Here is a 25,973-nt window from a genome sequence, read left to right as displayed (position 1 = left end):
ACAGCTGGTAGAGCCCCATGAAAGCCCAAGCCCGTCATATCCTGGTGAAAACCAGCGAAGAAGCCGAACAACTCAAGCAGCGTATTGCCAAAGGCGAAGCCTTTGATGTGCTGGCCAAGAAGTACTCCACCTGCCCGTCGGGCAAACGCGGTGGTGACCTGGGCGAAGTGCGGCCCGGGCAGATGGTGGGGGCGATTGATGCGGTGATCTTCAAGAAACCGGTGAAGGTGGTGCACGGGCCGATCAAGAGCAAGTTTGGCTATCACCTGGTGCAGGTGTTTTACCGCGATTGAGTGGATGGCTTCAGTCCGCTATCGCAGGCAAGCCAGCTCCCACATCCGATCGTTCCCACGCTCTGCGTGGGAATGCCTCACTGGACGCTCTGCGTCCGTTTCTGGGACGCGGAGCGTCCCGGGCTGCGCTCCCACGCAGAGCGTGGGAACGATCAGTGATCATCTCGGTATCAGCGCCCCCGGCACCTGAATCACCCGGCTCGCCAACCGATGCCCCGCCAGTGCGGCGTCTTGGGGCGAACCACCGTTGAGCCGACTGGCCAGATACGCCGCACTGAACGAATCCCCCGCCGCCGTGGTGTCCACCACCTTCTCCACTTTCAACGCCGGCACCGCAAAGCGCTCGCCCGCGCAACGAATCAGGCACGCATCCGCTCCCCGCTTGAGCACCACTTCTGCAATCGAGGGATACGCCGCAAACACCTGCTCGCTATCCTCATAGCCGAACAACGCGCATTCGTCATCCTCGGTGAGCAAGGCAATGTCCACTGCGGCCAACACCCTGCGATACGCCTCACGGGCCGTTTGCACATCGGCCCACAGCCGGGGCCGGTAGTTGTTATCGAACACCACCTTGGCGCCACGCTGGCGGGCTTCGATCAGCGCCTGCAGTAAGCGCTCACGCCCGATGTCTCCCAGCACCGCCAGGGTAATGCCACTGAAATACACCACGTCATAGCCCGGCAATGCCGCCAGGACCGGCTCGGCGGCAGGCGTGGTGAAGCAGTCACGCACGGCCGCTTCGTTGCGCCAGTAGAGGAATTTACGTTCGCCCTGGGCATCAGTCTGGATGCAATACAAGCCCGGCAGGCGCCCAGGCAGACGCTGGACCCTGCCCAGGCCAAGGCCTTCGGCGTGCCAATGCTCACACATGGCATCGCTGAAGCTGTCATCGCCCAGGGCGGTGACGTAGTCAACGCTGTCGGCATCGCCCAGCTCGCGACGCAGGTACACCGCAGTGTTCAGGGTGTCGCCGCCGAAGCTCTGGTGCAGGCTGCCGTCGGCGCGGTGTTGCAGTTCGATCATGCATTCGCCGATGAGGGCGATGCGGGGGTGGGTGTTCATGGCAAAGTTCTCAGGTGTGCTGGAGGACCCCATCGCGGGCAAGCCCGACTCCCACATTCGACTGCATTCCTTCAGTTAAAACGCGGTCACTGTGGGAGCTGGCTTGCCTGCGATAGCCGCGACTCGGTCTAGAAGCAGGTACGCAGAGACTCGACCACCTGCAACTGCTCATTCACCAGGCACCCCACCTGCCATTTATCAAAGGTCAGGCAAGGGTGGGACGTACCAAAGGAAATGATGTCGCCAATACGCAATTCAACCCCGGGCGCCACGGTCATGAACGCATGCTGGTCCATTACCGCCGTGACCTTGCACCCGCTCACATCATCACCTTGCGCCGGCACGATCCCGGCCCTGTAGCGTTTGAGTGGCACCGGCAAACCGGCGTCGTAGGCCACGTCGCGCTTGCCCAGGGCAACCACCGCAAAACCAGGCTCCGGCAACGACTGCACATGCGCCCAGACTTCCATTGCCGGGCGCAGGCCCTCGTTGAGGTCGCTGCGGCGTTCGAGTACGCAGCACTGCGCCTCTTTATAGATGCCATGGTCGTGGGCCACGTAACTGCCAGGGCGCAACACGCTGAGGAAACGGCCGGCGGCGTTCTGCGTTTCGAACGACTCGGCGATCAGGTCGTACCAGGCAGAGCCCGATGCGGTGATGATCGGCGTGGGCAGGTCGAACAGGCCGCTGTCTTGCAGCTCGACCGCCAGGCTCACCAGGCTGGCGGCGAAGGCGCGGATACCACTGATGGCGTGCTCGCCGTGGATCACGCCTTCGTAACCCTCGATACCGGTGAGGGCCAAGGCCGGCTGGGCCTGGACCGCCTTGGCCAGGTCGCGCACTTGCTGCTCGCTGCGACAGCCGCACCGGCCACCGACCACGCCATACTCGATCATCACATTGAGGCGCTGACCACGGGCGGCGAAGAACAGGCCCAGGTCGGCAACGTTGTCCGGGTGATCGACCATGCAATGAAAGTCAAAATCCTTGTCGGCCAGCAGGTCCGCGATCAAGGCCATGTTCGCTGCGCCCACCAGTTGGTTGGCCATCAGCACGCGACGCACACCGCTGGCGTAGGCGGCGCGGGTCTGCACGGCGGTAGCCAGGGTGATGCCCCAGGCACCGGCGGCGATCTGGCGCTGGAACAGCGCGGGCATCATGCTGGTCTTGCCGTGGGGCGCCAGCTCGGCGCCGCTGCTGCGGACAAAGTCCTGCATCCAGCGGATGTTATGTTCCAGGGCGTCACGGTGCAGCACCAGGGCCGGCAGGCTGACATCGCGAACCAAATGGGCACCGACGGCAGCGGCACCTTTTTCAACGGCGTTGAGGGCAGACATGGAAAACTCCTATTCGTTGATGCGCCGGGCCAGGCTGTTGGCACTGTCGATCAGTACCCGGCGATAGTCGTGGTAGTTTTTGCTCGCATCAGCCCGGGGGGCGACGATGCACAGGGTCGCGATGCTGATGCCCTGGGCATCGCGCACCGGGGCGGCAAAACAATGGGTGAAGGTGTCGGCCACACTGTCGAAGGAGAAGAACCCATCCAGGCTGGCCTGGCGGATCTGCGCCAGGAAAGTGTCCAGCGGCAGGCGCAGGCCGTCCGGCAGGATGAAGTCGTCGGGATCGATCAGGTCGACGATCTGCTGATCGCTCAAATGCCCCAGCAACAAGCGCCCCGAGGCAGTCCACGGAATGGGCGCGTTTTCACCGATGTCCGAAGAAATACGGAAATGCCGCTGGCCCTCGCGCATCAGCGCTACCGTGTATTTGCGCCCGTTGAGCAGGCACATCTGTGCGGTTTCGTGGGTCTGGCTGACGATCTCCTGCAAGGCGTGGTCGGCCTCGCGGGTCAGGTCGAAGTGGCGCAAGTGTGCCTGGCCGAGGAAATACAGCTGGCGCCCCAGGTACACGTGGCCGTCCTTGCCCACGGTCTCCAGGATGCGCCGCTCCAGCAACGACGCCACCAGTTCGTAGACCGTGGATTTGGGGCTGCCGATGCCAATGGCAATATCATTCGGGCGCAGGGGCTGGCCGATTTCCTTGAGAAAATCGAGGATATCGAACGCACGGTCCAGGCCTTTGGCGCGGCGTTTGATGGTGTCTTCGGTCATGGCAGTACTCGGTCCCGTTCCAGATGATCGTTCCCACGCTCTGCGTGGGAATGCATGCGGTGACGCTTTGCGTCACAAGCGCGGACGCAGAGCGTCCAAGGCGGTATTCCCACGCAGAGCGTGGGAATGATCAGTTAGGCCTTTTTCTTGTAGGCCACGCAATCAATCTCGACCTTGCAATCGACCATCATATTGGCCTGCACACAGGCGCGCGCCGGGGCGTGTTCCGGGGTGAAGTACTCGCCGAACACCTTGTTGAAGCTCCAGAAGTCCCGTGGGTCTTCCAACCATACGCCCACCCGAACCACATCCTTGAGCTCGTAGCCGGCTTCTTCGAGGATCGCCACCACGTTGCGCATCGTCTGGCGGGTTTGCTCGATGATGCCGCCATTGATGATTTCACCGTCCACCGCAGGTACCTGGCCCGACACGTACAGCCAGCCATCGGCTTCCACAGCGCGGGCGAACGGACGTGGCTGGCCGCCACCTGCGGTGCTGCCGGTGCCGTAACGAGTAATGCTCATAAAGTTGCTCCTTGTTAAAAACGAATGTTCTTGAGAAATTCCGCCAGGCGCGGCGACCGCGGCCGCTCGAAGATGTCCTTCGCACTGCCCTGCTCTTCAATGCGGCCCTGGTTCATGAACACGATCTGGTCCGAGACCTCATAGGCAAAGCGCATCTCATGGGTGACCAACAACATGGTCATGCCCTCCTCCGCCAACCCCTTGATCACGCTGAGCACTTCGCCCACCAACTCCGGGTCGAGGGCCGAGGTGACTTCATCGAACAGCATCAGGCTGGGGTTCATGGCAATGGCCCGGGCAATGGCCACACGTTGTTGCTGGCCGCCGGACAATTGGCCGGGAAAGTGATTGCGGCGCTCCAGCAGGCCGACACGGTCCAACCATTTTTCGGCCAGCGCTACCGCTTCATCCTTGCCCATTTTCTTGACCTTGAGCAAGCCGAGGGTGACGTTCTGCAGCGCGGTCAGGTGCGGGAACAGGTTGAATTGCTGGAACGCCATGCCGGTCATTGCGCGGTGCTGGGCGATCACTCGCTCCGGGTGGCGTACACGCTTGCCGCCGACATCGCTGTAGCCGATGGACTCGCCATCCAGGGTGATCTGCCCGCCCTGGAACTCTTCCAGCAGGTTCACGCAGCGCAGCAAGGTGGTCTTGCCCGAGCCGCTGGAGCCGATCAACGTCACCACATTGCCGCGCTGCATGGACAGGTCGACGCCCTTGAGCACTTCCACCTGGCCGTATTGTTTACGCAGGCCACGAATGTCCAGCAGCGCTGGGTTGGTTTGAGCTTGGTTCATGGCAAGGCCACCCGTTTTTCAATGTAGCGCCCGAATAATTCGATGGCGTAGTTGATGACAAAGAACAGAAAACCGGCGAACAGGTAGAACTCCAGGGTCATGAAGGTGCGCGCGATCACCTGCTGAGTACTGAGCAGCAATTCGGCCACGCCGATCACCGACAGCAAGGTGGAAGCCTTGACAATTTCCGTGGAGGAATTGACCCAGGTCGGCAAAATCTGCCGCAGCGCCTGGGGCAACAACACGTAGCCCAGGGACTGATAAAACGTCAGGCCAATCGCCTTGCCCGCTTCCATTTGCCCACGGGGAATGGCTTGCAGCGCGCCGCGCACGATTTCCGATACATGGGAGCCACAGAACAAGGTGAGCCCGACCGCACCGGCCTGGAACGCACTGATTTGCCAGCCAAGGGCCGGCAGCATGTAGAAACATGCCAATACCAGCACAAACACCGGCGTGCCACGGATCAAATCGACATACAGGCGGAACGGCGCACGCATCCAGAACTTGCCATAGGTCAGGATCAACCCGGCGACGATGCCGATCAGGGTGCCAAAGACAATCGCCAGCGCCGAGACCGCCACGCTGGCCTGGAAGCCAGCCCAAAGAGTCTCGCGGGCGATCCACAATTCATGCAGCCAATTGGGGGATTCGTACATGGGACCCTTCCTTAACGACGGATAGCCAAACGCTGTTCCAGGTAACGGAGCAGCATGGCAATCAGGTAACAGGCAGCCACGTAGAGCGCGGTCGTGACCAGCCAGGTTTCAATCACCCGGTAGCTTTCGACGTTGATCTTGCGGGCGTAATAGGTCAGCTCCGGCACCGCGATCGCAGCGGCCAGGGAGGTGTCCTTGAACAGCGAGATAAAGTTGTTCGACAGCGCCGGCAGCACGTTGCGCAGCATTACCGGCACGGTGATGTAAGCGCGAATTCGCCACTCGCCCAGGCCAATGGCCAGGCCGGCTTCGCGCAAACCCTTGGGAATATTCACCAGGCCTGCGCGGAACACTTCGGTGAGATAGGCACCGGCATACAACGACAGGGTGATGAAGAACGAGGGAATCTTATCCAGCCGAATACCCAGGGAGGGCAAGGCGAAGTAGATCAACAGGATCAACACCAGGATGGGGGTGTTGCGCACCACCGTCACATACACCGAGGCAAGAATACGCAACGCACGGTGCCTGGAGAGCATGGCAAACGCCATCAACAGGCCGATCACGCAGCCGATGGCGATCGACAGCAACGCCAACTGCAACCCCAGGCCGAGCCCCGCCAGCAAGGTGTCGAAATCACGCCAGACGGCGGCAAAGTTCAACTGATAGTTCATGGTCAGCAGCACCTGAAGGGGGCGTGTTCAGGCACGCCCCTGTTGTTGCGGGTCACTTGAATTCCACGGGAAAACCAATCGCCGGTTCTGGCAGGTCCACGCCGAACCACTGCTTGAACGAGGCTTTGTAGGTGGGGAATTCCACACCGGTCATGGCTTCGTGCAGCGCGGTGTTGACGAAATTCAGCCAGTCCTGGTCGCCGCGCTTGACCGCGCAGGCATAGGTTTGCGGGCTCCAGGCGTAGGTGGGGCTGCGGTAGCGGCCAGGGTTCTGCACCATCAGGTATTTGACCGAGGACTGATCGGTGGCGGCGGCATCGGCGCGGCCTGAGTTCACGGCCTGGTACATCAAGTCGACACTGTCGTACTGGTCGACCTTGGCCTTGGGCAGCGCCTGGTGCACCAACTCTTCGGCGTATACGTTTTGCAGCACTGCCACGGTGACGTCGTCGCCCGCCGCCTGCAGGTCTTCGATTTCCTTGTATTTGCTGTTATTGGGCAACAGCAGGCCGACGCCTTCCCGGTAGTACGGCAGGGTGAAGGCCACCTGCTGCGCACGGCTGGCGGTGACGGTGATGAACTGGCAGCTCATGTCGACCTTGTCGGTGAGCAGGTTGGGAATACGTGCATCGGACGACTGCACCACAAACTCCACCTTGCTCGGGTCATTGAACAAGCCTTTGGCCACGATGCGGCCGATGTCGATATCAAATCCCTGCAATTTGCCATCCGCTCCCTGGAAGTGCCACGGCGCATTGGTACTGCCTGTACCTACGATCAAGTGCCCACGCTTGAGCACATCATCGAGCTTGCTGTCCGCCGCCTGCACAACGCTGGCGAGGGAAGCCGATGCAGCGACGAGAAAAACACACGCTTTGAATACGGAAGGTCGGTGATGCATGACAAGCACTCCAGGGAGGGTGTATTCCGCTATACCGGAACTTGGTATGTAACAACGGAATAGACAGCAGAAAGTGTGCCATAGGTGCTCATGGAAAGACATGCGCCCCGCAAATGCCTTTTGGATCAGTCAGATAGCGGCCTGATGGGAATGCGGCGCCTGCCCGTGAGTACAAACGCTTTGCTACGCAAGACCTCAAACCCTGTTACTGCGCACCAATACCGAACGCCTGGGCTACCCTCTAAGAGCGTGCTTGCTCGCCCTTACATGGAACCTGACTGATGAAACTGCGATATATCTTGCCCGTGCTTTTGCTCGGGGTGACTGGCAACGCCCTGGCCAGTAGCGACCGCCGTGAATGCAAGGAAGAACTGCAGAAACTCAAGGAAGCCTTCAGCACCGACTACACCGCCCAGAATCACCATGGCTATCGCCGGGCCAAGGCCTCCCGCGACAATGAGGAATACGAGAAGTGCGCGAGCCAGGCCCGCAAGGCCAGGGAGCGCATAGAGCGCGAGGCAGACCTGTGAAGGTTGACAGTAGACGGTGGCAAGCCACGGGCTTAGCGTTGGCAAACACCCACGCGGCTTGAAGGGAGATCACCATGGGAATGGCCACCCGCATCATTTCCAGCGCCAAAGCGTTCGAACGCGTACTGAATACACCGCGCCCGGTGTTCCTCCTGTTTGTATCAGAGCACTGCCCCGCTTGCGCGCAGGCAGGCTCCTTGTTCGAACAGCACGCCTGGCAGCATCCCTGGGTCGTGAGCCTGGTACTCGATTGCGCCCATACGCCGAGGCACCCTGACGTGTCAGGCACCCCGACGCTGCTGATTTATCGCAAGGGCGCCCTGGTGGAACAACACAAAGGTTTGGGCCCCCTTGAAGAACAAGAGCAGTACGTGAAGAACATCTTCAGCCGTTATGACCTGAGCAAGGGTGCAAGTGCACTTGCGTCACTCGACGCTCCTCCACTTCAGCCACGGTCAAACGCCAGCCTTCATGTTCCAGGCTATCGCCCACCACCGGCAGGCGGTCAAGCAGGCTCATCACCAAACCTGCCAGGGTTTGATAATCCTCGGTCGTCACCGCCTTGAAGCCCGTGCGTTGACGCACCAGGTTGAGGTTCAAGGCGCCATTGGCACGGAAGCCATCGCCTTGCTCGACAATATCGGGCCCTTCGATTTCGCTGGCATCGGGCAATTCACCGGCGATGGATTCCAGAATATCCGTCATGCTCAATACGCCCATGAAGTCGCCGAATTCGTTGATCACGAAAGCGATGTGAGTGGACTCCTGGCGCATCTGCTCGAGGGCATTGAGGATCGAAAAACTGTCCAGCAGGTTGATCGCCCGACGCGCCAGGTGTTCCAGGTTCGGCTCGTTGCCCGCCAGGCACTCCTTGAGTAACTCCTTCTTGTGCACAAAACCCAGGGGCTCATCCACCGCACCGTTACGGATCAACGGCAGACGCGAGTAGGACGAGTGCATCAGTTTCAGACGGATCGTCTCGGGGTCGTCCGCCAGGTCGATGCAATCAACCTTGGCCCTTGGGGTCATCAGGGTGCGAATCGGCCGCTCGGCCAGTTGCAGCACACCGCTGATCATCACCCGTTCGCGCCGGTCAAACAGCGGACCCTGCGCAGCATCCGGCTCGCCCAGCAGGTCGGCTACCTCTTCACCCACCTCTTCCACCGCCAGGCTGCGGCCGCCCAACAAGCGCATCACCGCATGGGCGGTACGCTCACGCACCGGCAACACACCCTGTGCCGATTTTTTGCGACGGGCTCGGGCGATCTGGTTGAACACCTCGATCAGAATCGAGAAGCCAATGGCCGCGTACAAGTAGCCCTTGGGAATATGGAAGCCCAGGCCTTCGGCGGTCAGGGCGAAACCGATCATCATCAGGAAGCCCAGGCACAGCATGATCACGGTGGGGTGCGCATTGACGAAACGGGTCAGCGGCTTGCTCGCCACGATCATCAGGCCGATGGACACGATCACGGCGATCATCATCACCGCCAGCTCGTCAACCATGCCCACGGCGGTAATCACCGCGTCGAGGGAGAACACCGCATCCAGCACCACGATCTGCGCGACGATCGGCCAGAACATGGCGTAAGCCACACTGCCCTTGTGCTGCGCCACATGGCCTTCAAGGCGCTCATGCAATTCCATGGTGGCCTTGAACAGCAGGAATATACCGCCGAACAGCATGATCAGGTCACGGCCGGAGAAGCTCTTGTCGAACACCTCGAACAGCGGCTGGGTGAGGGTCACCAACCAGGAAATACTCGCCAACAGGCCCAGGCGCATCAGCAGCGCCAGGGATAAACCGATCAAACGTGCACGGTCACGCTGCTCCGGTGGCAGCTTGTCCGCCAGGATCGCGATAAACACCAGGTTGTCGATACCCAGCACCAGTTCCAGCACAATCAAGGTCGCAAGGCCGAGCCAGGCCGTAGGATCCGCTAACCATTCCATTTATAAATTCTCTGTCTTTAAAGTGTTCAGAACGTCGGGCACGGCAAAGTGCGGTCATGCGACCGGGACAAGGTTAGTTGACGGAATACGGGGTGCTTCAGCGGGAACAGCGACAGCGGTTGTCTTGGGGAAAGACGACTGGGAGGCTCCGAAAGGGTGTTCATGCAAGTCCTGAAATGACAAAAGGACTTGAATCCTACATTCGAAATACAAATTTCCCACAACGCAAAACTATTACAAAACCTGTAAACCCCTATCAGAAGCACAGCGATACTTGTGGGAGCTGGCTTGCCTGCGATGCAGGCACCTCGGTGTTGATCGTTCCCACGCTCTGCGTGGGAATGCCGCCTTTGACGCTCCGCGTCCCACCCGCGCAAGGATGACGCGGAGCGTCACAGGATGCGTTCCCACGCTGGAGCGTGGGAACAATCTGTATCAGGGTTTACGAGTGGCATCGTCCAGCGCCAGGATGGTGTGGGCGTTGGTGACGGTGGTCGCCAGCGTATTGATCACTCCCGAGCGCAACGCCCCCAAGGTCGCCGCCGCCTTGGTGTTCTCACTGGCAATCGCCACCACGTCCGGGATGCGAAACAGCTCCTGCACCGTCAACCCGATCACCCGCCCCTGGATGGCGTTGACCGCCGGCTGGCCGTGAATGTCGATAAAGTCATAGCCCATCATGTCGCCCACAGTGCCAGACAGGCGCGCCTGGGCGATTTCCTGGGGCGAGAACCAGCCCATGCGCACCATGTTGCTGTTCTCGCTCATGTCGCCGATGCCGATCAAGGCAATGTCAGCGCGGCGTGCGCGGTCAAGGGTCGAACGCACCGTGTCGTTGTTGATCAGCACCCCGCGCAGTTCCGGGTTGGCCACCAACGCCGGGGCGTAGAGGCTTTCACTTTCGCCCCCAAAGCGCAGGGCCAGGCGTCGGCAGATGTGGTCAGGGTTCATGTATTCGCCGGCCTTGAGCGAACCGCCGATGGCACACACGAAGGTGCAGTTGCGGGTCACCGGCAGAAACACGTTATCGGCCACCGCGCCGACGTTACGCCCCATGCCCACGGCAACGATCATCCCATCACTCAGGGTCTTGTTGAGGTAGTTGGCCACCAGGCTGGCGACCGCCGAGCGCTGGGTGTCGGGGTCGCTGTGGTCGACCGCGATCAAGGCGCGGTCGAGCTTGAAGCGCTCTACCAGCGCCCGCTCCAGCTCGTTGTTCATCGCCGGGTGCTGCAACACACGCACCTCGACGATCCCTTCATCCCGAGCACGCTTGAGCAGGCGGCTGACTTTGGCCCGCGACAGGTCAAAGCGCTTGGCAATGGCCTCTTGAGTGACGTTCTCAAGGTAATAGAGCATCGCCACTTCGGTCATCTGATCGATATCACTGGCCATGCGCTGGGTACTGTCACTCATGGGGACGGGCTTCCGTTTCGGCGTCAAAGGCGCATTCTCCCGACTCTTGCCCCGCGCCGTCCACTACTGATGCCCATCGCGCTCGATCGCATTGATGCGTTCGACCTTGGCCCCGGACCGCGCCGCTTCGAACTCCGAGGCCAAAAACGCACTGACGATGCTTTTGGCCAACTCCGCACCGATGACCCGCGCACCGATGGAGAGGATTTGCGCATCGTTGCTCTTGCGCGCCCGCTCCGCCGAGTAGGTGTCATGGGCCTGGGCCGCACGGATGCCCAGCACCTTGTTGGCCGAGATGGCCATGCCTATGCCGGTGCCGCATACCAGCACGCCGAGGCGCTGTTGCCCGGCATTGATGGCGGTGGCCACGGCCAGGGCGATGTCCGGGTACAGCACCGGCGCCGTTGAATGCGTACCGAAGTCGGTGACCGGGTACCCCAACGCCTCGATATGGCGCTTCAACAACTCTTTGAGCTCAAAACCCGCTTCATCACATCCGATAGCCACCGGGAAAGGTGTGTTCATGGCGCCAAACTCCACTGATCAAATGATCACTTAGTGAAATATCTCTCACTCATTTCGCAAGCATTCACCCCTTACTGTCAAGCGAGATTTAACTGACCTGCCAGTCAAAGCCCTACACCAAGGCAATAACTGCGTCAAAGATGAGAATCACACCTTTTAAGTGAAAGAGATTGACTGATCAGAATTTCATTTGATACACATATGATCACAGCGAAACATGACTGTGCGACCTAATAAGAATTCACAGCACGAGGACACGCCGATGGCCACGCCATTACTGCTCCAGGCTGAACACGTCGCCAAGGCTTACGCCGGGGTGCCAGCCCTGCGCGACGGGCGCCTTTCTCTGCGCGCCGGCAGCGTCCACGCCCTGTGCGGCGGCAACGGTGCCGGCAAGTCGACCTTCCTGAGCATCCTGATGGGCATCACCCAGCGTGACGCCGGCAGCATTCTGCTCAACGGCGCACCGGTGCAGTTCAATCGCCCGAGTGAAGCCCTGGCCGCGGGGATCGCAATGATCACCCAGGAGCTCGAACCCATCCCCTACATGACCGTCGCCGAAAACATCTGGCTGGGCCGCGAACCGCGCCGCGCCGGTTGCATCGTCGACAGCAAGGCCCTCAACCGCCGCACCCGCGAACTGCTCGAAAGCCTGGAGTTCGACGTCGACGCCACCAGCCCCATGCACCGCTTGAGCGTGGCGCAGATGCAATTGGTGGAAATCGCCAAGGCGTTCAGCCATGACTGCCAGGTGATGATCATGGACGAGCCCACCTCGGCCATCGGCGAGCGGGAGGCCGAAACCCTGTTCAAGGCGATTCGCCGCCTTACCGCACGCGGTGCCGGCATCGTGTACGTGTCCCATCGACTGAGCGAACTGGCGCAGATCGCCGATGACTACAGCATCTTCCGTGATGGCGCCTTTGTCGAAAGCGGGCGCATGGCCGATATCGACCGCGACCACCTGGTGCGCGGCATTGTCGGCCAGGAACTGACGCGCATCGATCACAAGGTGGGCCGCGAATGCGCGGCCAGCACCTGCCTGCAGGTCGACAACCTGAGCCGCAACGGTGAGTTCCACGACATCAGCCTGCAACTGCGCCGTGGCGAGATCCTCGGCATTTATGGGTTGATGGGCTCCGGGCGCAGTGAATTCCTCAATTGCATCTACGGCCTGACCGTGGCGGATGCCGGCAGCGTTACCTTGCAAGGCAAGCCCATGCCCATCGGGCAGCCCAAGGCGACCATCGACGCCGGCATGTCGCTGGTCACCGAAGACCGCAAGGACAGCGGCCTGGTGCTGACCGGCAGCATCCTGTCGAACATTGCACTGTCGGCCTATAAGCGCTTGTCGAGTTGGTCGCTGATCAACGCACGCAAAGAAGCGCAACTGGCCGAAGACATGGTCAAGCGCCTGCAAATCAAGACCAGCTCCCTGGAGCTGCCGGTGGCGTCCATGAGCGGCGGAAACCAGCAAAAGGTGGTGCTCGCCAAATGCCTGTCCACGGAACCGGTGTGCCTGCTCTGCGATGAACCCACCCGCGGCATCGACGAAGGCGCCAAACAGGAGATCTACCACCTGCTCGACCAGTTTGTGCGGGCCGGTGGCGCAGCCATTGTGGTGTCGTCAGAAGCACCGGAACTGCTGCACTTGAGCGACCGCATCGCCGTCTTCAAAGGTGGCCGGCTGGTCACTATCAGCACCGACACCGCCCTTTCCCAGGAAGCCTTGTTGAGTCTTGCCTCATGAATGCCAAAACCATCGTTGCCCCCGTTACCGCCGCGCCGCGCAACCGCCTGCGCCTGTCCCTCGACCGCTTCGGCCTGCCGCTGGTGTTTATCCTGCTGTGCGTGGTGATGGCGTTTTCCAGTGAGTACTTCATGACCTGGCGCAACTGGATGGACATCCTGCGCCAGACCTCCATCAACGGCATTCTCGCCGTGGGCATGACCTATGTGATCCTGACCAAGGGCATCGACCTGTCGGTGGGGTCGATCCTGGCGTTCGCCGGGTTGTGCAGCGCCATGGTCGCCACCCAGGGTTATGGCCTGTTGGCGGCGGTCAGCGCGGGGATGTTTGCCGGCGCGATGCTCGGGGTGGTCAATGGTTTCATGATTGCCAACCTGTCGATCCCGCCGTTCGTGGCCACCCTTGGCATGCTCAGCATCGCCCGGGGCATGACCTTTATTCTCAACGACGGCAGCCCGATCACCGACCTGCCCGACGCCTACCTGGCCTTGGGCATCGGCAAGGTCGGCCCGGTGGGCGTGCCGATCATCATCTTCGCCGTGGTCGCGCTTATTTTCTGGATGGTGCTGCGCTACACCACCTACGGCCGTTATGTGTACGCGGTGGGCGGCAATGAAAAAAGCGCGCGCACATCGGGCATTGGCGTGCGCAAGGTGATGTTCTCGGTGTACGTGGTCTCGGGCCTGCTCGCCGGGTTGGCCGGCGTGGTGCTGTCGGCACGCACTACCTCTGCCCTGCCCCAGGCCGGGGTTTCCTATGAGCTGGACGCGATTGCCGCGGTGGTGATCGGCGGCACCAGCCTGTCGGGCGGTACCGGCAGCATTGTCGGCACCTTGTTCGGGGCCCTGTTGATCGGCGTGATCAACAACGGCCTGAACCTGCTCGGCGTGTCCTCCTATTACCAGCAGGTCGCCAAGGGCCTGATCATTGTGTTCGCAGTACTGATCGACGTGTGGCGCAAGAAGAAACGCTGAAGAACGACCCATAACAATAACCGGAGTTCTACTTATGAAACTGGGTACTACCCTGGCCGCCGCGGCGGCCCTCTCCCTGCTCGCCAGCAGTATCGCCCTGGCCGCCGACGGCAAGACCTACAAGATCGGCGCAGCCGTCTATGGCCTCAAGGGGCAGTTCATGCAGAACTGGGTTCGTGAGCTCAAGGAGCATCCGGCCGTCAAGGATGGCACCGTGCAGTTGACCGTGTTCGACGGCAACTACGACGCTCTGACCCAGAACAACCAGATCGAAAACATGGTGACCCAACGCTACGACGCGATTCTGTTCGTGCCGATTGATACCAAGGCCGGCGTCGGCACCGTCAAGGCCGCCATGAGCAACGACGTGGTGGTCATCGCCTCCAATACGAAAGTAGCCGATGCCAGCGTGCCGTATGTGGGTAACGACGACGTGGAAGGCGGCCGCCTGCAGGCCCAGGCCATGGTCGACAAGCTCAACGGCAAGGGCAACGTGGTGATCATCCAGGGCCCGATTGGCCAGTCGGCGCAGATCGACCGGGAAAAAGGCGAGCTGGAAGTGCTGGGCAAACACCCGGACATCAAGATCATCGAAAAGAAAACCGCCAACTGGGACCGCGCCCAGGCCATGACCCTCACCGAAGACTGGCTCAACGCCCACCCCAAGGGCATCAATGGCGTGATCGCCCAGAACGACGACATGGCCCTGGGCGCCGTGCAGGCCTTGAAGTCCCATGGCCTCACCGCCAAGGATGTGCCCGTTACCTCTATCGACGGCATGCCGGATGCGATCCAGGCGGCGAAAAAGGACGAAGTCACCACCTTCCTCCAGGATGCCCAGGCCCAATCCCAAGGCGCACTGGACGTGGCCCTGCGCGCCCTGGCAGGCGAGGACTACAAGCCGCAATCGGTGATCTGGGAGCGCTACGCCAAGGACGTGAAATGGGCCGACGGCACAGCCAAGAACTACATCCTGCCCTGGGTGCCGGTGACCAATGCCAATGCGGATGCGCTGTACAAGCAAGTCAGCGGCGGTAAGTAGTTTGATCGTTCCCACGCTCCGCGTGGGAACGCATCCCGTGACGCTCCGCGTCACCTAACATCGGGACGCAGAGCGTTCCACGCGGCATTCCCACGCAGAGCGTGGGAACGAGGAGTCATTCATGTCTGGTTTCTGGAACCAAGCCTTCGACCTCAGCGGCCGTTGCGCGGTGATCACCGGTGGCGCCGCCGGCATCGGCCTGGCCTGCGCTACCTTGCTGGCGGAACGCGGCGCAAGGGTGGCGCTGCTGGACCGCGATCCGGCCGTGGTCGAGGTGGCCGCCAGCCTGGGTGCCGGGCACCTGGGCATTGCCGTCGACCTCAGGAAGATCGACCAGATACAACCGACCGTCGACAAGGTGTTCGCACATTTCCAGCGCCTGGATTACCTGATCAACAGCGCAGGCGTGGTGCTGCTGGACAAGGCCATCGACGTCAGCGAAAGCGCCTGGGACACCACCTTGGACATCAACCTCAAGGCCAGTTTTTTCATGGCTCAGGCCTGCGCCAGGCACATGATCGCCCAGGGCAGCGGGCGCATCGTCAACCTGGCGTCCCAGGCCGCCGTGATTGGCCTGGACCGTCACGTCGCCTACTGCGCCAGCAAAGCCGCCATCGTCGGCATGACCAAAGTATTGGCCATGGAGTGGGCGCCGCAGATCAACGTCAACGCCATCTCCCCGACCATCGTCGAAACCGCCCTGGGCAAAAAAGCCTGGGCGGGCGAGGTGGGTGAGCGGGCCAAATTGCAGATTCCGGCAGGTCGCTTTGCCCAGCCGGAAGAAATCGCCGGGCTGGCGTTGTACCTGCTCAGTGATGCCGCGCAGATGATCACCGGTGCCAACATGGTGATCGACGGCGGTTACAGCATTCAGTAATTCATCGTTATGTCGTGAGGTTTTGTCATGTCCACTGTCACCGAACGCACACCTGAACAACTCGCCCCGAGCATCCCGAAAACCATGCAGGCTGTGGTCTGCCACGGCCCGGAAGACTACCGCCTGGAAACCGTCGACGTGCCCACCCCCGGCCCCGACGAGATCCTGACCAAAGTCGAGCTGTGCGGCATTTGCATGGGCGATATCAAGACCTATCGCGGCGCGCCGTCGTTCTGGGGCGATGCCGAACAACCGCGCTACGTGAAGCCACCGATGATCCCCGGGCATGAGTTCGTGTGCCGCGTGGTCGCCCTTGGCCCAGGCGCCGAGAAGCGCGGCGTGGCCGTGGGCGACCGGGTGATCTCCGAGCAGATCGTGCCGTGCTGGGGCTGCCGCTTTTGCAACCACGGCCAGTACTGGATGTGCCAGAAGCACGACCTGTATGGCTTCCAGAACAATGTGCAGGGCGCCATGGCCCAATACATGATCTTCACCAAGGAAGGCATCATCCACAAAGTACCGGAATCCATCGCCCCCGATGAAGCGATCCTGATCGAACCCCTGGCCTGCTCGCTACACGCGGCGGAACGCGCCAACGTCGACCATGACGACATCGTGGTGGTCGCCGGCGCCGGCACCCTGGGCCTGGGCATCATCGGCGCGGTGCGGTTGCGCAACCCGAAAAAACTCATCGTGCTGGACATGAAACCCGAACGCGCCGCCCTCGCCCTGCGCCTGGGCGCCGATGAAGTGTGGAACCCGGCCGAGGTGGATGTGTTGGCGAAGATCCGCGAAATCACCGATGGCTACGGCTGCGACATTTATATCGAGGCGACCGGGCATCACAAGGCGGTGAACCAAGGCCTGGCGATGCTGCGCAAGCTGGGACGCTTTGTGGAATTCAGCGTGTTCAATGACGAGGCCACGGTGGATTGGTCGATCATCGGTGACCGCAAGGAGCTGGATATCCTCGGCTCGCACCTGGGGCCGTATATGTACCCAAGGGCCATAGACTTTATCGGCAACCGCAAGATCGATATGCGCGACGTGGTGACCCACAAGTTTGCGCTGGCGGACTTCAAGGAAGCCTTTACAGTGATGGAACGCGGCGATAAATCGCTGAAGGTTGTGCTCGAACCCTGATCTCAGTAACAACACAAAACCCTGTGGGAGCTGGCTTGCCTGCTCCCACAATGGAAGGGTGTCGCCCCTTAGAACAAGAACACAGGAACCCGCGTTATGAATCGAGTCATCAACGATCCCGACCAAGTGGTCGAAGACATGCTGCGCGGCATCCTGGTCGCGCACCCCGAGCTGCGCCAGTACGAAAGCAACCCACGGGTCATCGTCAAGGCCAAACCCTCCGCCCAGGGCCGCGTCGGCATTGTCACCGGCGGCGGCTCCGGGCATGAGCCGGCGTTCCTCGGTTATGTTGGCCCAGGCCTGGTGGATGCGGTGGCCGTTGGCGAGATTTTTTCCTCGCCCACCGCCAAAAGCTTTTTCGACGCCTTCCGCGCCGCCGACCATGGCGCAGGCGTGGCATGCCTGTATGGCAACTACGCGGGCGACAACATGAACGTGAAGCTGGCGATGAAAATGGCCGCCAGCAAAGACATGCGCATCCGCACGGTGGTCGCCAACGACGACGTGGCGTCCGCGCCCAAGGCCGACATCGCCAAGCGTCGCGGTGTAGCCGGGGAGATCTTCATGTGGAAGATCGGCGGTGCCGCCGCTGCCCAGCATTACGACCTGGACGGCGTGATTCGGGTGGCGCAGAAAACCGTCGACCACTGCCGCTCGATTGGTATCGGCCTTACGCCCTGCACCATCGCCGCGGTGGGCAAGCCGAACTTCCAGATTCCCGACGGGCAGATGGAATTAGGTATTGGCCATCATGGCGAGCCGGGCATCGAAGTCATCCCGATTGAACCGGCCGCCGCCATGGCCAAGCGCATGCTGGCGCCGATCCTCGCCGACCGCGATTTCAGCCAGGACGACAGCGTGGTGGTGCTGGTCTCAGGCCTGGGCGCCACCCCGGTGATGGAGTTGTATATTTTCTACGCCGAGGTGGAAAAACAGCTCAAGGCCAAAGGTTTGAAGATTCACCGTTGCTACGTGGGCAACTACTTCACTTCCCTGGAGATGATGGGCGTGACCTTGACCCTGCTCGGCCTCGACGCCGAGCTGAAAACCCTGATCGACCAACCCTGCCGCTCCATCGGCATGACCCAGGCGGAGTGAACCATGAGCCAGCATTTTTCCACCCATGAGGGTAGCGCCATCGTCGCCGACCTGGTCAGCGTGATCGTGGCAAACCGTGAGTACCTTAGCGAAGTCGACGGCGCCATCGGCGATGGCGATCATGGCATCAACATGGCCAAGGGCTTTGCCCATTGCGGCCGCACGATCGAAGGACGCCAACTGACCCTGGCCGAAGCCCTGGATGAACTGACCCTGAGCCTGATGGAAGGCATCGGCGGCTCCATGGGCCCCTTGTATGGCAGCCTGTTTATCGGCATGGCCGACGAAGTGCGCGCCAGTGAAGACATCGACGCCGCCACCTTCGCCCACCTGCTGCGCGGCGGCTTGACCTCGTTGCAGGACATCACCGAAGCGGGCGTGGGCGACAAGTGCTTGATGGACACGTTGATCCCGGCGGTGGAAGCCTTTGAACGGGCGCATGCAGCGGCGCGCTCTTTCAGCGATGCACTCGACGCGATGAAAAGCGCTGCTTCTCAGGGGCGGGATTCGACCAAGGACCTGGTGGCCAAGATTGGCCGAGCGAGTCGTTTGGGTGAGCGCTCCCTCGGCGTTCTGGATGCCGGGGCCGTATCGTGCTGCCTGATCCTTACGCAGTTGGCGGACTCGATTAAACCCCGTTTGACCTGACATGATCGTTCCCACGCTCCGCGCGGGAATGCAGCCTTGGACGCTCCGCGTCCCACCTACGCCAGGGTGACGCAGAGCGTCACTGGTGGCATTCCCACGCGGAGCGAAGGAACGATCGACAAGGGATTACCTGGTTTTCAGTACTGGCTTACCAGAACCGCTGCTGGGTCAAGCGGCTCCACCAGGTCAAAAGCACCCGGTCCACCGAACCGCTGGCCGCCAAGCCCACGCGCTCCTGCAGGCTCTTACGCTCGGCATAGTGCAGGTGGAACACTTCGGCGGTCTTGGCCTTGGTGGCCAGGTATTCATCGCTGGTTTGCAGCTCATCAACCAGTTGTTTGTCGAGAGCGGCAACCCCCAACCACACTTCGCCAGTGGCCACCTCGTCAATCGCCAACTGCGGGCGGTAACGCGAGACGAAGTTCTTGAACAGCTGATGCGTGATGTCCAGGTCTTCCTGGAACTTCTCCCGGCCCTTCTCGGTGTTTTCGCCGAACACAGTGAGCGTGCGCTTGTATTCACCGGCGGTCAGCACTTCAAAGTCGATGTCGTGCTTTTTAAGCAGGCGATTGACGTTGGGCAACTGCGCCACCACGCCAATGGAACCGAGAATGGCGAAGGGAGCGCTGATGATCTTCTCGCCGATGCACGCCATCATGTAGCCGCCGCTCGCCGCGACTTTGTCGATGCACACGGTCAACGGCACGCCGGCCTGGCGGATACGCGCCAGTTGCGAAGAGGCCAGGCCATAGCTGTGCACCATGCCGCCGCCGCTTTCCAGGCGTAGCACCACTTCGTCCTTGGGCGTAGCCAGGCTCAGTAGTGCGGTGATTTCATGGCGCAGGCTTTCGGTGGCCGAGGCCTTGATGTCACCGTCGAAATCCAGCACGAATACCCGTGGCTTGGGCTCGGGCTTCTTCTTGTCTTTCTTCTTTTCAGCTTTGCTTTCGGACTTGCGCAGGGCCTTGAGCTGGTCCTTGTCGAGCAGGCTGGACTCCAGGCGCTCACGCAAGCCCTTGTAGAAATCATTCAGCTTGCTGACTTGCAATTGGCCGGCGGATTTACGACGACCTTTGCTGCGCAGTGCTGCAAAGCTGATCAGTACCACCAGAATAGCGACCACCAGGGTGACGGTCTTCGCCAGAAAGCTCGCGTATTCGGCCAAAAAATCCATATGTCTCCTTAAAAAATGCACTGCGCCAGGCGCGGATGGCCCCAGCATACCGACGCCACTGCGAAGGAGCCAGTGATCAAACCGCCAGCAGGCGGGCTCCAACGCGCTTTTAAAACAAGCGTATGTTTTTTCATTGACAGCTCGCAGGCATCCTCATAACCTCGCCAGACTTTCAACGTACCGGGAAAACGGACGTGGGCAGCATTTATCTGATTCGACATGGCCAGGCTTCCTTCGGTGCAGACGACTATGACGTCCTCTCGCCCATTGGCGTGGAACAAGCGCAAGTGCTCGGTCGCCACCTGGCAGACCTGGGCATTGCGTTTGACCGCTGCATCGCCGGCGACCTGCGTCGCCAGCAGCACACTGCCAGCGCCACGTTCGACCAGTACAGCGCCCTGGGCTTGCCGGTTCCGGCATTGGAAACAGACAGCGCGTTCAACGAGTTCGACGGCGAGGCAATCATTCGCGGCCTGTTACCCGACCTGCTCAGCAGTGAGCCGGATGCCGTGCACATCCTGCGCAATGGCCCGCAGAACCGCAGCGAGTTCCAACGCATTTTCGCCCTGATCATCGAACGCTGGCTGGCCGGCACCTATGATCCGCCCGGGCTGGAAAGCTGGCTGGGGTTTGTCGAGCGGGTCAAGGGTGGTTTGCAGCGCATCCTGGAAGCCGCCAACCACACCGACAAAATCGCCGTATTCACCTCCGGCGGCACCATCACCGCCCTGCTCCACCTGATTACCCGAATGCCTGCCGCCCAGGCCTTCGAAATGAACTGGCAAATTGTTAACACCTCGCTCAACCAACTCAAGTTCCGTGGTCGCGAGGTGGCACTGGCTTCCTTCAACAGTCACGCCCACTTGCAACTGTTGAAGGCGCCGCAGCTCATCACTTTCCGATGAACTGCGGCCAACCGTGACCCCAAGGTCACTGGACTCTACCCTTAAGGATCGAAACCATGACTGACGTAGCTAAAGCAGTAGAAGCAATGAAAGCCAAATTCAACCCAAGCGCTGCCGAAGGCTTGGACCTGGTGTTCGGTTTCCGTATCGACGACAGCAAGAATTTCTCGCTGGTGGTCAAGGACAAGACCTGCGAACTCAAAGAAGGCGAAAACCCTGACGCTCAGGTCACCCTGGTGATGGACAGCGAGACCCTGGAAGGCATCGTCGACGGTTCCACCGACGGCATGCAGGCGTTCATGGGCGGCAAGCTGCGCACCGAAGGCGACATGATGCTGGCGATGAAGCTGAGCGAGCTGTTCCCTTCCTGATTCACGGGTAACCCTGAATCCTGATCCCGCCTCCCCAGGCGGGATTTTTTTGCCGGCATTCTCGCGAAGAATGAAGATCCCTTGTGGGAGCTGGCTTGCCTGCGATGGCATCTACTCCATTTGCCGGACGCAACGCGGTGCCTGTATCGCAGGCAAGCCAGCTCCCACAGAAAAGCAAATCCACAAGGTTGCTCAGTTTTTGGGTTGCAGCAGTAACGCCACCAACGCGCTCCACCCGGTCTGGTGTGAAGCCCCCAGCCCTCGCCCTGTCTCACCATGAAAATACTCATGGAACAACACCAGGTCACGACTGGCCGGGTCTTCCTGCAACTGCGCATACCCCGCCATCGAGGGCCGCACACCGTTTTCATCTTTGAGAAACAGCCGCGTAAGCCGCTCGCTGAGGCTGTCAGCCACTTCCTCGAGAGACGCCAGATACCCACTGCCCGTCGGGTACTCCACGGAAAAATGCTCCGCGTAATAGCGATGAAATTCGCGCAACGATTCAATCAGCATGTAATTGACCGGCATCCACAGCGGCCCGCGCCAATTGGAGTTGCCGCCGTACAAGCGAGAGTCGGACTCACCGGGCTGGTAACTGGCACACAAGGTGTCGCCATTCATCTTCAACGCCAGGGGCTGCTCGGCGAACGCCTTGGACAGGGCGCGCACGCCAAAGGCCGACAAGAACTCCTGGTCATCCAGCATGCGCCGCAGCAAATCCTTGGTGCGTTCACCGCGCAGCAGCGCCAGCAACAGGCGGTTGCCCTGCCCCGGTTCGGTCCAGCGCGAAACCAACCTGGCCAGGTCCGGCCGATGATGCATAAAGCCCAGCAGGCGCTCGCGCAAGCCCTCCAAGCCTTCATGCTCGCGCTGCTCCAGCACCAGCACCGCGAACAGCGGCATTAACCCGACGATGGAGCGCAGGCGCACCGGCTCGCTCTGGCCATCAGGGCGGTGCAGCACGTCATAGAAAAACTGGTCCTGCTCATCCCACAAGCCTTCGGCGCTGTCATCGACGCGGTTGATAGCGCCGGCGATGTAGAGGAAATGCTCGAAAAACTTCACCGCAATGTCCACATACACCGCATTGCGCTTGGCCAACTCCAGGCCGATGCGCATCAGGTCCAGGGCATAGGCCGCCACCCAGGCGGTGCCATCGGCCTGGTCCAACTGGTAACCCGGCGGCAACGTGGCCGAGCGGTCGAACAAGGCGATATTGTCCAGGCCCAGAAAACCGCCCTGGAACAGGTTGCGGCCCTCGGCGTCCTTGCGGTTGACCCACCAGGAGAAATTCAACAGCAGCTTGTGAAAGATGCGCTCCAGGAAATCCATGTCGCCCACGCCGGTCAACACCTTGTCCTGCTGATATACGCGCCAGCTGGCCCAGGCATGCACGGGCGGGTTGGCGTCGTCAAAACGCCATTCGTAGGCCGGCAATTGGCCGTTGGGGTGCATGAAGCGGTCCTTTACCAGCAGCAACAGCTGTTGCTTGGCGTAACCGGGGTCGATCAGCGCGATGGCCACCGCCTGGAAGCCTTGATCCCAGGAGGCATACCAGGGGTATTCCCAAGTGTCGGGCATAGACAAGATGTCGAAGTTGCTCAGGTGCCGCCAATGAGTATTGCGGATAAGCAGACGCTCGGGGGGTGGCGCGGGCTGGGCCGGGTCGCCGTCAAGCCACTGGTTCACGTCGAAATAGTACAGCTGCTTGGACCACAGCAGGCCGGCCAGCGCCTGGCGTTGCACATTGCGCGCATCGTCATCGGCAAGGCCCTGTTGCAAGACCGCGTAGAAGTCATCGGCCTCCTGGCGGCGCTGTTCGAATAGCTTGCGCGCATTGACATCGGGCGCGTCCAAAGGCGCAAAACGCAGGTAAAGGGTTTTGCTTTCCTGGCCCGCCAGTTCAAGGGTGAAATGCGCGGCCACCTTGGTGCCGGCGTCCCGGCGAACGGCCGACTCAACCCCGCCCACCACGTAATCATTAATGCCATCCTTGAATGGCCCCGGCGCCGGTTGCCCGTCCAGTTTGGGCCGATTGGTTTGGTTTTCGCAGAACAGCCACTGCAACCCGTCCTGGCCCCAGGCACTGAGGTGGCGATCATCGAGTTCATGATGACGCGCCAGAACCCGCTCGCCGTCCAACCTCAAGCTGGGCTTGGGTGCATCGAAGGTCCAGCTCCAATCATTGCGCGCCCAGAGCTGGGGCAGCACCTGCAGGCGTGTGGGTTGGTCCGAACGGTTATGCACGGTGACGCGCATGAAAATATCGTCGGGCTGATGCTTAGCGTATTCGACACTGACGTCGCAGTAGTGGTTGTCTGCGAACACACCGGTATCAAGGATTTCATACTCGGCATCCGCCAGCCCACGACGGGCGTTTTCGGCGATCAGGTCAGCGTAGGGAAAGGCCGCATGGGGATATTTGTAGAGCATGCGCATGTAGGCATGGCTCGGCACGCCATCGACGAAAAAGTACAGTTCCTTGACGTCTTCACCGTGGTTGCCTTCGGCGTTGTCGAGGCCGAACAGACGTTCCTTGAGGATTGCGTCACGCTCGTTCCACAGCGCCAGGCCCAGGCACCAGCGTTGAGCCTTGTCACTGAAACCGGCCAATCCATCCTCGCCCCATCGATAGGCGCGGCTGCGTGCATGCTCATGAGGGAAGTAGGCCCAGGCGTCACCGTCGGCGCTGTAGTCTTCGCGCACCGTGCCCCATTGGCGTTCACTCAGGTACGGGCCCCAGTCGCGCCACTGCTCGGCGCCTGGCGTTGCCAGGCGCTGGCCTTCGAGGGTATCCAGCAGGTTGGTTGCGGGTTTGGCCGTCATTGGGTCCTCCTTCACCTACACAGTGGAGCGCAGTGTAGAGCCCAATGACGCCCGCTTGCACATGAAGACTTGGACGCAGGGTCAACTCATTCATTTGCAGAATGAAGTCCAGAGGAATCTTCGTTTGCAAGCCGGCCGGCCGCTCAACAAAATCAGGCAAAGGCCACTTTCATCGTTCCAGTCATCAGGAATTTTTCTATGCACACCACTGCACATGTCAGCGCCGACGAGATCCGCAAGGGCTTTTCAAAGGCCATGTCCGACATGTATCGAGATGAAGTTCCGTTATATGGGGCGTTGCTGGAGTTGGTGGCCGAGACCAATGCACATGTGCTCGACAGCGAACCGGGCCTGGCGCACCAGCTCAAACGTACCGGCGAAATCCAGCGCCTGGGCATGGAACGCCACGGCGCCATCCGCTTGGGCACCGCTGCGGAACTGGCGACTATCAGCCGTTTGTTCGCGGTGATGGGCATGCAACCGGTGGGGTACTACGACCTCACCCCCGCTGGCGTACCTGTTCACTCCACCGCCTTTCGCGCCGTGCATGAACACGCGCTGCAAACCAGCCCGTTTCGCGTGTTCACTTCATTGCTGCGCCTGGAACTGATCGAAAACCCCGACCTGCGCGCCTTCGCCGAAAGCGCCCTGGCCAAGCGCTCGATCTTCACCGGCGAGGCCTTGGCATTGATCGACCAGGCAGAGACCCAAGGCGGCTTGAATGCCAGCGATGCCGAGGCCTTTATCCGCCAGGCCCTGGAGACGTTCCGCTGGCACCACACTGCCACGGTCACCGGCGCCCAATATCAGCAACTGAGCGACCAGCACCGCCTGATCGCCGACGTCGTCGCGTTCAAAGGCCCGCACATCAACCACCTGACCCCACGCACCCTGGACATCGACCAGGTGCAGGCGGCGATGCCCGGCAAAGGCATCACTCCCAAAGCCGTGATCGAAGGCCCACCCCGGCGCCAGTGCCCGATCCTGCTGCGCCAGACCAGCTTCAAGGCCCTGGACGAACCCATCGCCTTCACCGATGCCCACGGCAGCCACAGCGCGCGCTTCGGCGAAATCGAACAACGCGGCGTCGCACTTACGCCTAAAGGCCGCGCCCTGTACGACCAACTGCTGAACGCCGCCCGCGACGAACTCGGCACATTCCCCAATGAAGCCAACGCCGAGCGCTATGTGCAATTGATGGAACAGCACTTCCACGCCTTCCCCGATAACTACTCGCAGATGCGCGAGCAAGGCTTGGCGTATTTTCGCTACTTCGTCACCGATAAAGGCCTGGCGGCACGCGGCCAGGCCGACCAGCCGCGCACATTGGAGGCGCTGGCCGGTGCCGGTCATGTGGCGGTGGAGCCGTTGGTGTACGAGGATTTTCTGCCGGTCAGTGCGGCGGGGATCTTCCAATCAAACCTGGGGGATGGGGCGCAGAGTCACTACGCGGGCAACTCCAACCGGGCAGCCTTCGAGCAGGCGCTGGGGCGCAGCACGATTGATGAGCTGCAGTTGTATGAGCAGACGCAGCAGCGTTCCATGGATATATGTGTTGAAACGCTGTTGAAATGACTGGATGCAAGACCGAACGCCAAGCGTCACGGCCTTGACGGTAACCACGATGCGAAGCGAGTCGCTCTTGATCTTGATCTGCTTTTGATCTTAGGCGCCCCGTTAAACCACGCTGGCCGGAATTCGACAGGGATTTGGG

25 protein-coding genes and 1 pseudogene are annotated in these 25,973 nt (G+C 60.9%); 13 read left to right on the top strand and 13 right to left on the bottom strand.

The genetic code is table 11. The features are described from left to right. Positions 1 to 17: 17 nt before the first annotated feature. Positions 18 to 293 carry a peptidylprolyl isomerase gene (locus AC07S6_RS07465; protein WP_003174397.1) on the top strand — a complete coding sequence of 92 codons (276 nt, stop codon included), beginning with the start codon at positions 18 to 20 and terminating at the stop codon, positions 291 to 293. Positions 294 to 452: 159 nt separating this feature from the next. Here AC07S6_RS07465 and AC07S6_RS07460 read toward each other — a convergent pair whose 3' ends face one another. From AC07S6_RS07460 to AC07S6_RS07425, 8 genes are all read right to left on the bottom strand, one after another. Next, positions 453 to 1,358, bottom strand: coding sequence for a sugar kinase (locus AC07S6_RS07460; RefSeq protein WP_495111995.1), 906 nt, complete (start codon positions 1,356 to 1,358; stop codon positions 453 to 455). 128 nt (positions 1,359 to 1,486) lie between these two features. Continuing rightward, positions 1,487 to 2,695: an amino acid deaminase gene (locus AC07S6_RS07455; RefSeq protein ID WP_495111994.1), complete on the bottom strand. Its 1,209-nt coding sequence runs from the start codon at positions 2,693 to 2,695 to the stop codon at positions 1,487 to 1,489. Positions 2,696 to 2,704: 9 nt separating this feature from the next. Beyond that, positions 2,705 to 3,469, bottom strand: coding sequence for an IclR family transcriptional regulator (locus AC07S6_RS07450; RefSeq protein ID WP_495111993.1), 765 nt, complete (start codon positions 3,467 to 3,469; stop codon positions 2,705 to 2,707). Positions 3,470 to 3,603: 134 nt separating this feature from the next. Further along, positions 3,604 to 3,993 carry a RidA family protein gene (locus AC07S6_RS07445; protein ID WP_003191822.1) on the bottom strand — a complete coding sequence of 130 codons (390 nt, stop codon included), beginning with the start codon at positions 3,991 to 3,993 and terminating at the stop codon, positions 3,604 to 3,606. Positions 3,994 to 4,007: 14 nt separating this feature from the next. Continuing rightward, complete coding sequence (locus AC07S6_RS07440; RefSeq protein WP_198862791.1) at positions 4,008 to 4,790, bottom strand: amino acid ABC transporter ATP-binding protein; 783 nt, start codon at positions 4,788 to 4,790, stop codon at positions 4,008 to 4,010. After that, on the bottom strand, positions 4,787 to 5,449 hold the full coding sequence (locus AC07S6_RS07435; RefSeq protein WP_314544182.1) for an amino acid ABC transporter permease: 663 nt from the start codon (positions 5,447 to 5,449) through the stop codon (positions 4,787 to 4,789). Before AC07S6_RS07435 ends, AC07S6_RS07440 begins: the two co-directional genes overlap by 4 nt. 11 nt (positions 5,450 to 5,460) lie before the next feature. Then, complete coding sequence (locus AC07S6_RS07430) at positions 5,461 to 6,123, bottom strand: amino acid ABC transporter permease (RefSeq protein WP_495111992.1); 663 nt, start codon at positions 6,121 to 6,123, stop codon at positions 5,461 to 5,463. A gap of 52 nt (positions 6,124 to 6,175) precedes the next feature. Further along, on the bottom strand, positions 6,176 to 7,024 hold the full coding sequence (locus tag AC07S6_RS07425; protein ID WP_034125742.1) for a transporter substrate-binding protein: 849 nt from the start codon (positions 7,022 to 7,024) through the stop codon (positions 6,176 to 6,178). 281 nt (positions 7,025 to 7,305) lie between these two features. Here AC07S6_RS07425 and AC07S6_RS07420 point away from each other — a divergent pair, with 281 nt between their 5' ends. Further along, positions 7,306 to 7,554: a hypothetical protein gene (locus AC07S6_RS07420; RefSeq protein WP_490615584.1), complete on the top strand. Its 249-nt coding sequence runs from the start codon at positions 7,306 to 7,308 to the stop codon at positions 7,552 to 7,554. A gap of 74 nt (positions 7,555 to 7,628) precedes the next feature. Continuing rightward, a pseudogene (locus AC07S6_RS07415) lies at positions 7,629 to 7,916 on the top strand (thioredoxin family protein); the annotation flags it as partial. A gap of 22 nt (positions 7,917 to 7,938) precedes the next feature. Here AC07S6_RS07415 and AC07S6_RS07410 read toward each other — a convergent pair. The 3 genes from AC07S6_RS07410 to rpiB form a co-directional block, all read right to left on the bottom strand. Next, positions 7,939 to 9,507 (bottom strand): TerC family protein, encoded by a 1,569-nt coding sequence (locus AC07S6_RS07410; protein ID WP_495111991.1) that lies wholly within the window; start codon positions 9,505 to 9,507, stop codon positions 7,939 to 7,941. 435 nt (positions 9,508 to 9,942) lie between these two features. Continuing rightward, positions 9,943 to 10,923, bottom strand: coding sequence for a sugar-binding transcriptional regulator (locus tag AC07S6_RS07405; protein ID WP_054918572.1), 981 nt, complete (start codon positions 10,921 to 10,923; stop codon positions 9,943 to 9,945). 63 nt (positions 10,924 to 10,986) lie between these two features. Continuing rightward, positions 10,987 to 11,448 (bottom strand): ribose 5-phosphate isomerase B, encoded by a 462-nt coding sequence (gene rpiB / locus AC07S6_RS07400; protein ID WP_019817614.1) that lies wholly within the window; start codon positions 11,446 to 11,448, stop codon positions 10,987 to 10,989. Between the two features lie 262 nt (positions 11,449 to 11,710). Here rpiB and AC07S6_RS07395 point away from each other — a divergent pair, with 262 nt between their 5' ends. The 7 genes from AC07S6_RS07395 (at position 11,711) to dhaL (ending at position 18,980) form a co-directional block, all read left to right on the top strand. Next, positions 11,711 to 13,198, top strand: coding sequence for a sugar ABC transporter ATP-binding protein (locus AC07S6_RS07395; RefSeq protein WP_054918574.1), 1,488 nt, complete (start codon positions 11,711 to 11,713; stop codon positions 13,196 to 13,198). Continuing rightward, positions 13,195 to 14,172, top strand: coding sequence for an ABC transporter permease (locus tag AC07S6_RS07390; RefSeq protein WP_014718193.1), 978 nt, complete (start codon positions 13,195 to 13,197; stop codon positions 14,170 to 14,172). Before AC07S6_RS07395 ends, AC07S6_RS07390 begins: the two co-directional genes overlap by 4 nt. Before the next feature lie 34 nt (positions 14,173 to 14,206). After that, the gene (locus tag AC07S6_RS07385; RefSeq protein WP_014718192.1) at positions 14,207 to 15,214 is read left to right on the top strand and encodes a substrate-binding domain-containing protein; all 1,008 of its coding nucleotides are present in this window, start codon (positions 14,207 to 14,209) and stop codon (positions 15,212 to 15,214) included. A gap of 121 nt (positions 15,215 to 15,335) precedes the next feature. Then, a complete protein-coding gene (locus tag AC07S6_RS07380; RefSeq protein ID WP_495111990.1) occupies positions 15,336 to 16,091 on the top strand; it encodes an SDR family oxidoreductase in 756 nt (251 codons plus the stop codon). Between the two features lie 27 nt (positions 16,092 to 16,118). Further along, positions 16,119 to 17,234 (top strand): MDR/zinc-dependent alcohol dehydrogenase-like family protein, encoded by a 1,116-nt coding sequence (locus tag AC07S6_RS07375; RefSeq protein WP_495111989.1) that lies wholly within the window; start codon positions 16,119 to 16,121, stop codon positions 17,232 to 17,234. A 96-nt stretch (positions 17,235 to 17,330) separates the two neighbouring features. Continuing rightward, positions 17,331 to 18,332, top strand: coding sequence for a dihydroxyacetone kinase subunit DhaK (locus AC07S6_RS07370; protein WP_072434463.1), 1,002 nt, complete (start codon positions 17,331 to 17,333; stop codon positions 18,330 to 18,332). Between the two features lie 3 nt (positions 18,333 to 18,335). After that, entirely contained in the window at positions 18,336 to 18,980 is a 645-nt protein-coding gene (dhaL, locus tag AC07S6_RS07365) for a dihydroxyacetone kinase subunit DhaL (protein ID WP_495111988.1), read from the top strand. Between the two features lie 148 nt (positions 18,981 to 19,128). Here dhaL and sohB read toward each other — a convergent pair whose 3' ends face one another. After that, a complete protein-coding gene (gene sohB, locus AC07S6_RS07360) occupies positions 19,129 to 20,154 on the bottom strand; it encodes a protease SohB (RefSeq protein WP_014718187.1) in 1,026 nt (341 codons plus the stop codon). A gap of 194 nt (positions 20,155 to 20,348) precedes the next feature. Between sohB and AC07S6_RS07355 the strand changes: the two genes are divergently transcribed. Both AC07S6_RS07355 and AC07S6_RS07350 read left to right on the top strand, forming a co-directional pair. Further along, on the top strand, positions 20,349 to 21,059 hold the full coding sequence (locus AC07S6_RS07355; protein WP_495111987.1) for a histidine phosphatase family protein: 711 nt from the start codon (positions 20,349 to 20,351) through the stop codon (positions 21,057 to 21,059). Between the two features lie 56 nt (positions 21,060 to 21,115). Beyond that, positions 21,116 to 21,430 carry an SCP2 sterol-binding domain-containing protein gene (locus AC07S6_RS07350; protein WP_034125754.1) on the top strand — a complete coding sequence of 105 codons (315 nt, stop codon included), beginning with the start codon at positions 21,116 to 21,118 and terminating at the stop codon, positions 21,428 to 21,430. 192 nt (positions 21,431 to 21,622) lie between these two features. Here AC07S6_RS07350 and AC07S6_RS07345 read toward each other — a convergent pair whose 3' ends face one another. Further along, on the bottom strand, positions 21,623 to 24,259 hold the full coding sequence (locus AC07S6_RS07345) for an MGH1-like glycoside hydrolase domain-containing protein (RefSeq protein ID WP_495111986.1): 2,637 nt from the start codon (positions 24,257 to 24,259) through the stop codon (positions 21,623 to 21,625). 198 nt (positions 24,260 to 24,457) lie between these two features. On the opposite strand from AC07S6_RS07345, the gene hglS reads away from it, so the two are divergent. Then, positions 24,458 to 25,834, top strand: a complete 1,377-nt coding sequence (gene hglS, locus AC07S6_RS07340; protein WP_495111985.1) for a 2-oxoadipate dioxygenase/decarboxylase HglS — start codon at positions 24,458 to 24,460, stop codon at positions 25,832 to 25,834. Positions 25,835 to 25,973 lie beyond the last annotated feature (139 nt).

The sequence above is a fragment of the Pseudomonas sp. GW821-FHT07B01 genome, assembly GCF_059419065.1.
Note: the sequence above shows the minus strand (reverse complement) of the source record. Positions and strands in the feature narration are given on the sequence as shown.

Bases quoted from the DNA above. Each gene is read 5' to 3' on its own strand.
- AC07S6_RS07465 (WP_003174397.1), top strand. From the start codon at position 18: ATGAAAGCCCAAGCCCGTCATATCCTGGTGAAAACCAGCGAAGAAGCC.
- AC07S6_RS07460 (WP_495111995.1), bottom strand. From the start codon at position 1,358: ATGAACACCCACCCCCGCATCGCCCTCATCGGCGAATGCATGATCGAA.
- AC07S6_RS07455 (WP_495111994.1), bottom strand. From the start codon at position 2,695: ATGTCTGCCCTCAACGCCGTTGAAAAAGGTGCCGCTGCCGTCGGTGCC.
- AC07S6_RS07450 (WP_495111993.1), bottom strand. From the start codon at position 3,469: ATGACCGAAGACACCATCAAACGCCGCGCCAAAGGCCTGGACCGTGCG.
- AC07S6_RS07445 (WP_003191822.1), bottom strand. From the start codon at position 3,993: ATGAGCATTACTCGTTACGGCACCGGCAGCACCGCAGGTGGCGGCCAG.
- AC07S6_RS07440 (WP_198862791.1), bottom strand. From the start codon at position 4,790: ATGAACCAAGCTCAAACCAACCCAGCGCTGCTGGACATTCGTGGCCTG.
- AC07S6_RS07435 (WP_314544182.1), bottom strand. From the start codon at position 5,449: ATGTACGAATCCCCCAATTGGCTGCATGAATTGTGGATCGCCCGCGAG.
- AC07S6_RS07430 (WP_495111992.1), bottom strand. From the start codon at position 6,123: ATGAACTATCAGTTGAACTTTGCCGCCGTCTGGCGTGATTTCGACACC.
- AC07S6_RS07425 (WP_034125742.1), bottom strand. From the start codon at position 7,024: ATGCATCACCGACCTTCCGTATTCAAAGCGTGTGTTTTTCTCGTCGCT.
- AC07S6_RS07420 (WP_490615584.1), top strand. From the start codon at position 7,306: ATGAAACTGCGATATATCTTGCCCGTGCTTTTGCTCGGGGTGACTGGC.
- AC07S6_RS07410 (WP_495111991.1), bottom strand. From the start codon at position 9,507: ATGGAATGGTTAGCGGATCCTACGGCCTGGCTCGGCCTTGCGACCTTG.
- AC07S6_RS07405 (WP_054918572.1), bottom strand. From the start codon at position 10,923: ATGAGTGACAGTACCCAGCGCATGGCCAGTGATATCGATCAGATGACC.
- rpiB (WP_019817614.1), bottom strand. From the start codon at position 11,448: ATGAACACACCTTTCCCGGTGGCTATCGGATGTGATGAAGCGGGTTTT.
- AC07S6_RS07395 (WP_054918574.1), top strand. From the start codon at position 11,711: ATGGCCACGCCATTACTGCTCCAGGCTGAACACGTCGCCAAGGCTTAC.
- AC07S6_RS07390 (WP_014718193.1), top strand. From the start codon at position 13,195: ATGAATGCCAAAACCATCGTTGCCCCCGTTACCGCCGCGCCGCGCAAC.
- AC07S6_RS07385 (WP_014718192.1), top strand. From the start codon at position 14,207: ATGAAACTGGGTACTACCCTGGCCGCCGCGGCGGCCCTCTCCCTGCTC.
- AC07S6_RS07380 (WP_495111990.1), top strand. From the start codon at position 15,336: ATGTCTGGTTTCTGGAACCAAGCCTTCGACCTCAGCGGCCGTTGCGCG.
- AC07S6_RS07375 (WP_495111989.1), top strand. From the start codon at position 16,119: ATGTCCACTGTCACCGAACGCACACCTGAACAACTCGCCCCGAGCATC.
- AC07S6_RS07370 (WP_072434463.1), top strand. From the start codon at position 17,331: ATGAATCGAGTCATCAACGATCCCGACCAAGTGGTCGAAGACATGCTG.
- dhaL (WP_495111988.1), top strand. From the start codon at position 18,336: ATGAGCCAGCATTTTTCCACCCATGAGGGTAGCGCCATCGTCGCCGAC.
- sohB (WP_014718187.1), bottom strand. From the start codon at position 20,154: ATGGATTTTTTGGCCGAATACGCGAGCTTTCTGGCGAAGACCGTCACC.
- AC07S6_RS07350 (WP_034125754.1), top strand. From the start codon at position 21,116: ATGACTGACGTAGCTAAAGCAGTAGAAGCAATGAAAGCCAAATTCAAC.
- AC07S6_RS07345 (WP_495111986.1), bottom strand. From the start codon at position 24,259: ATGACGGCCAAACCCGCAACCAACCTGCTGGATACCCTCGAAGGCCAG.
- hglS (WP_495111985.1), top strand. From the start codon at position 24,458: ATGCACACCACTGCACATGTCAGCGCCGACGAGATCCGCAAGGGCTTT.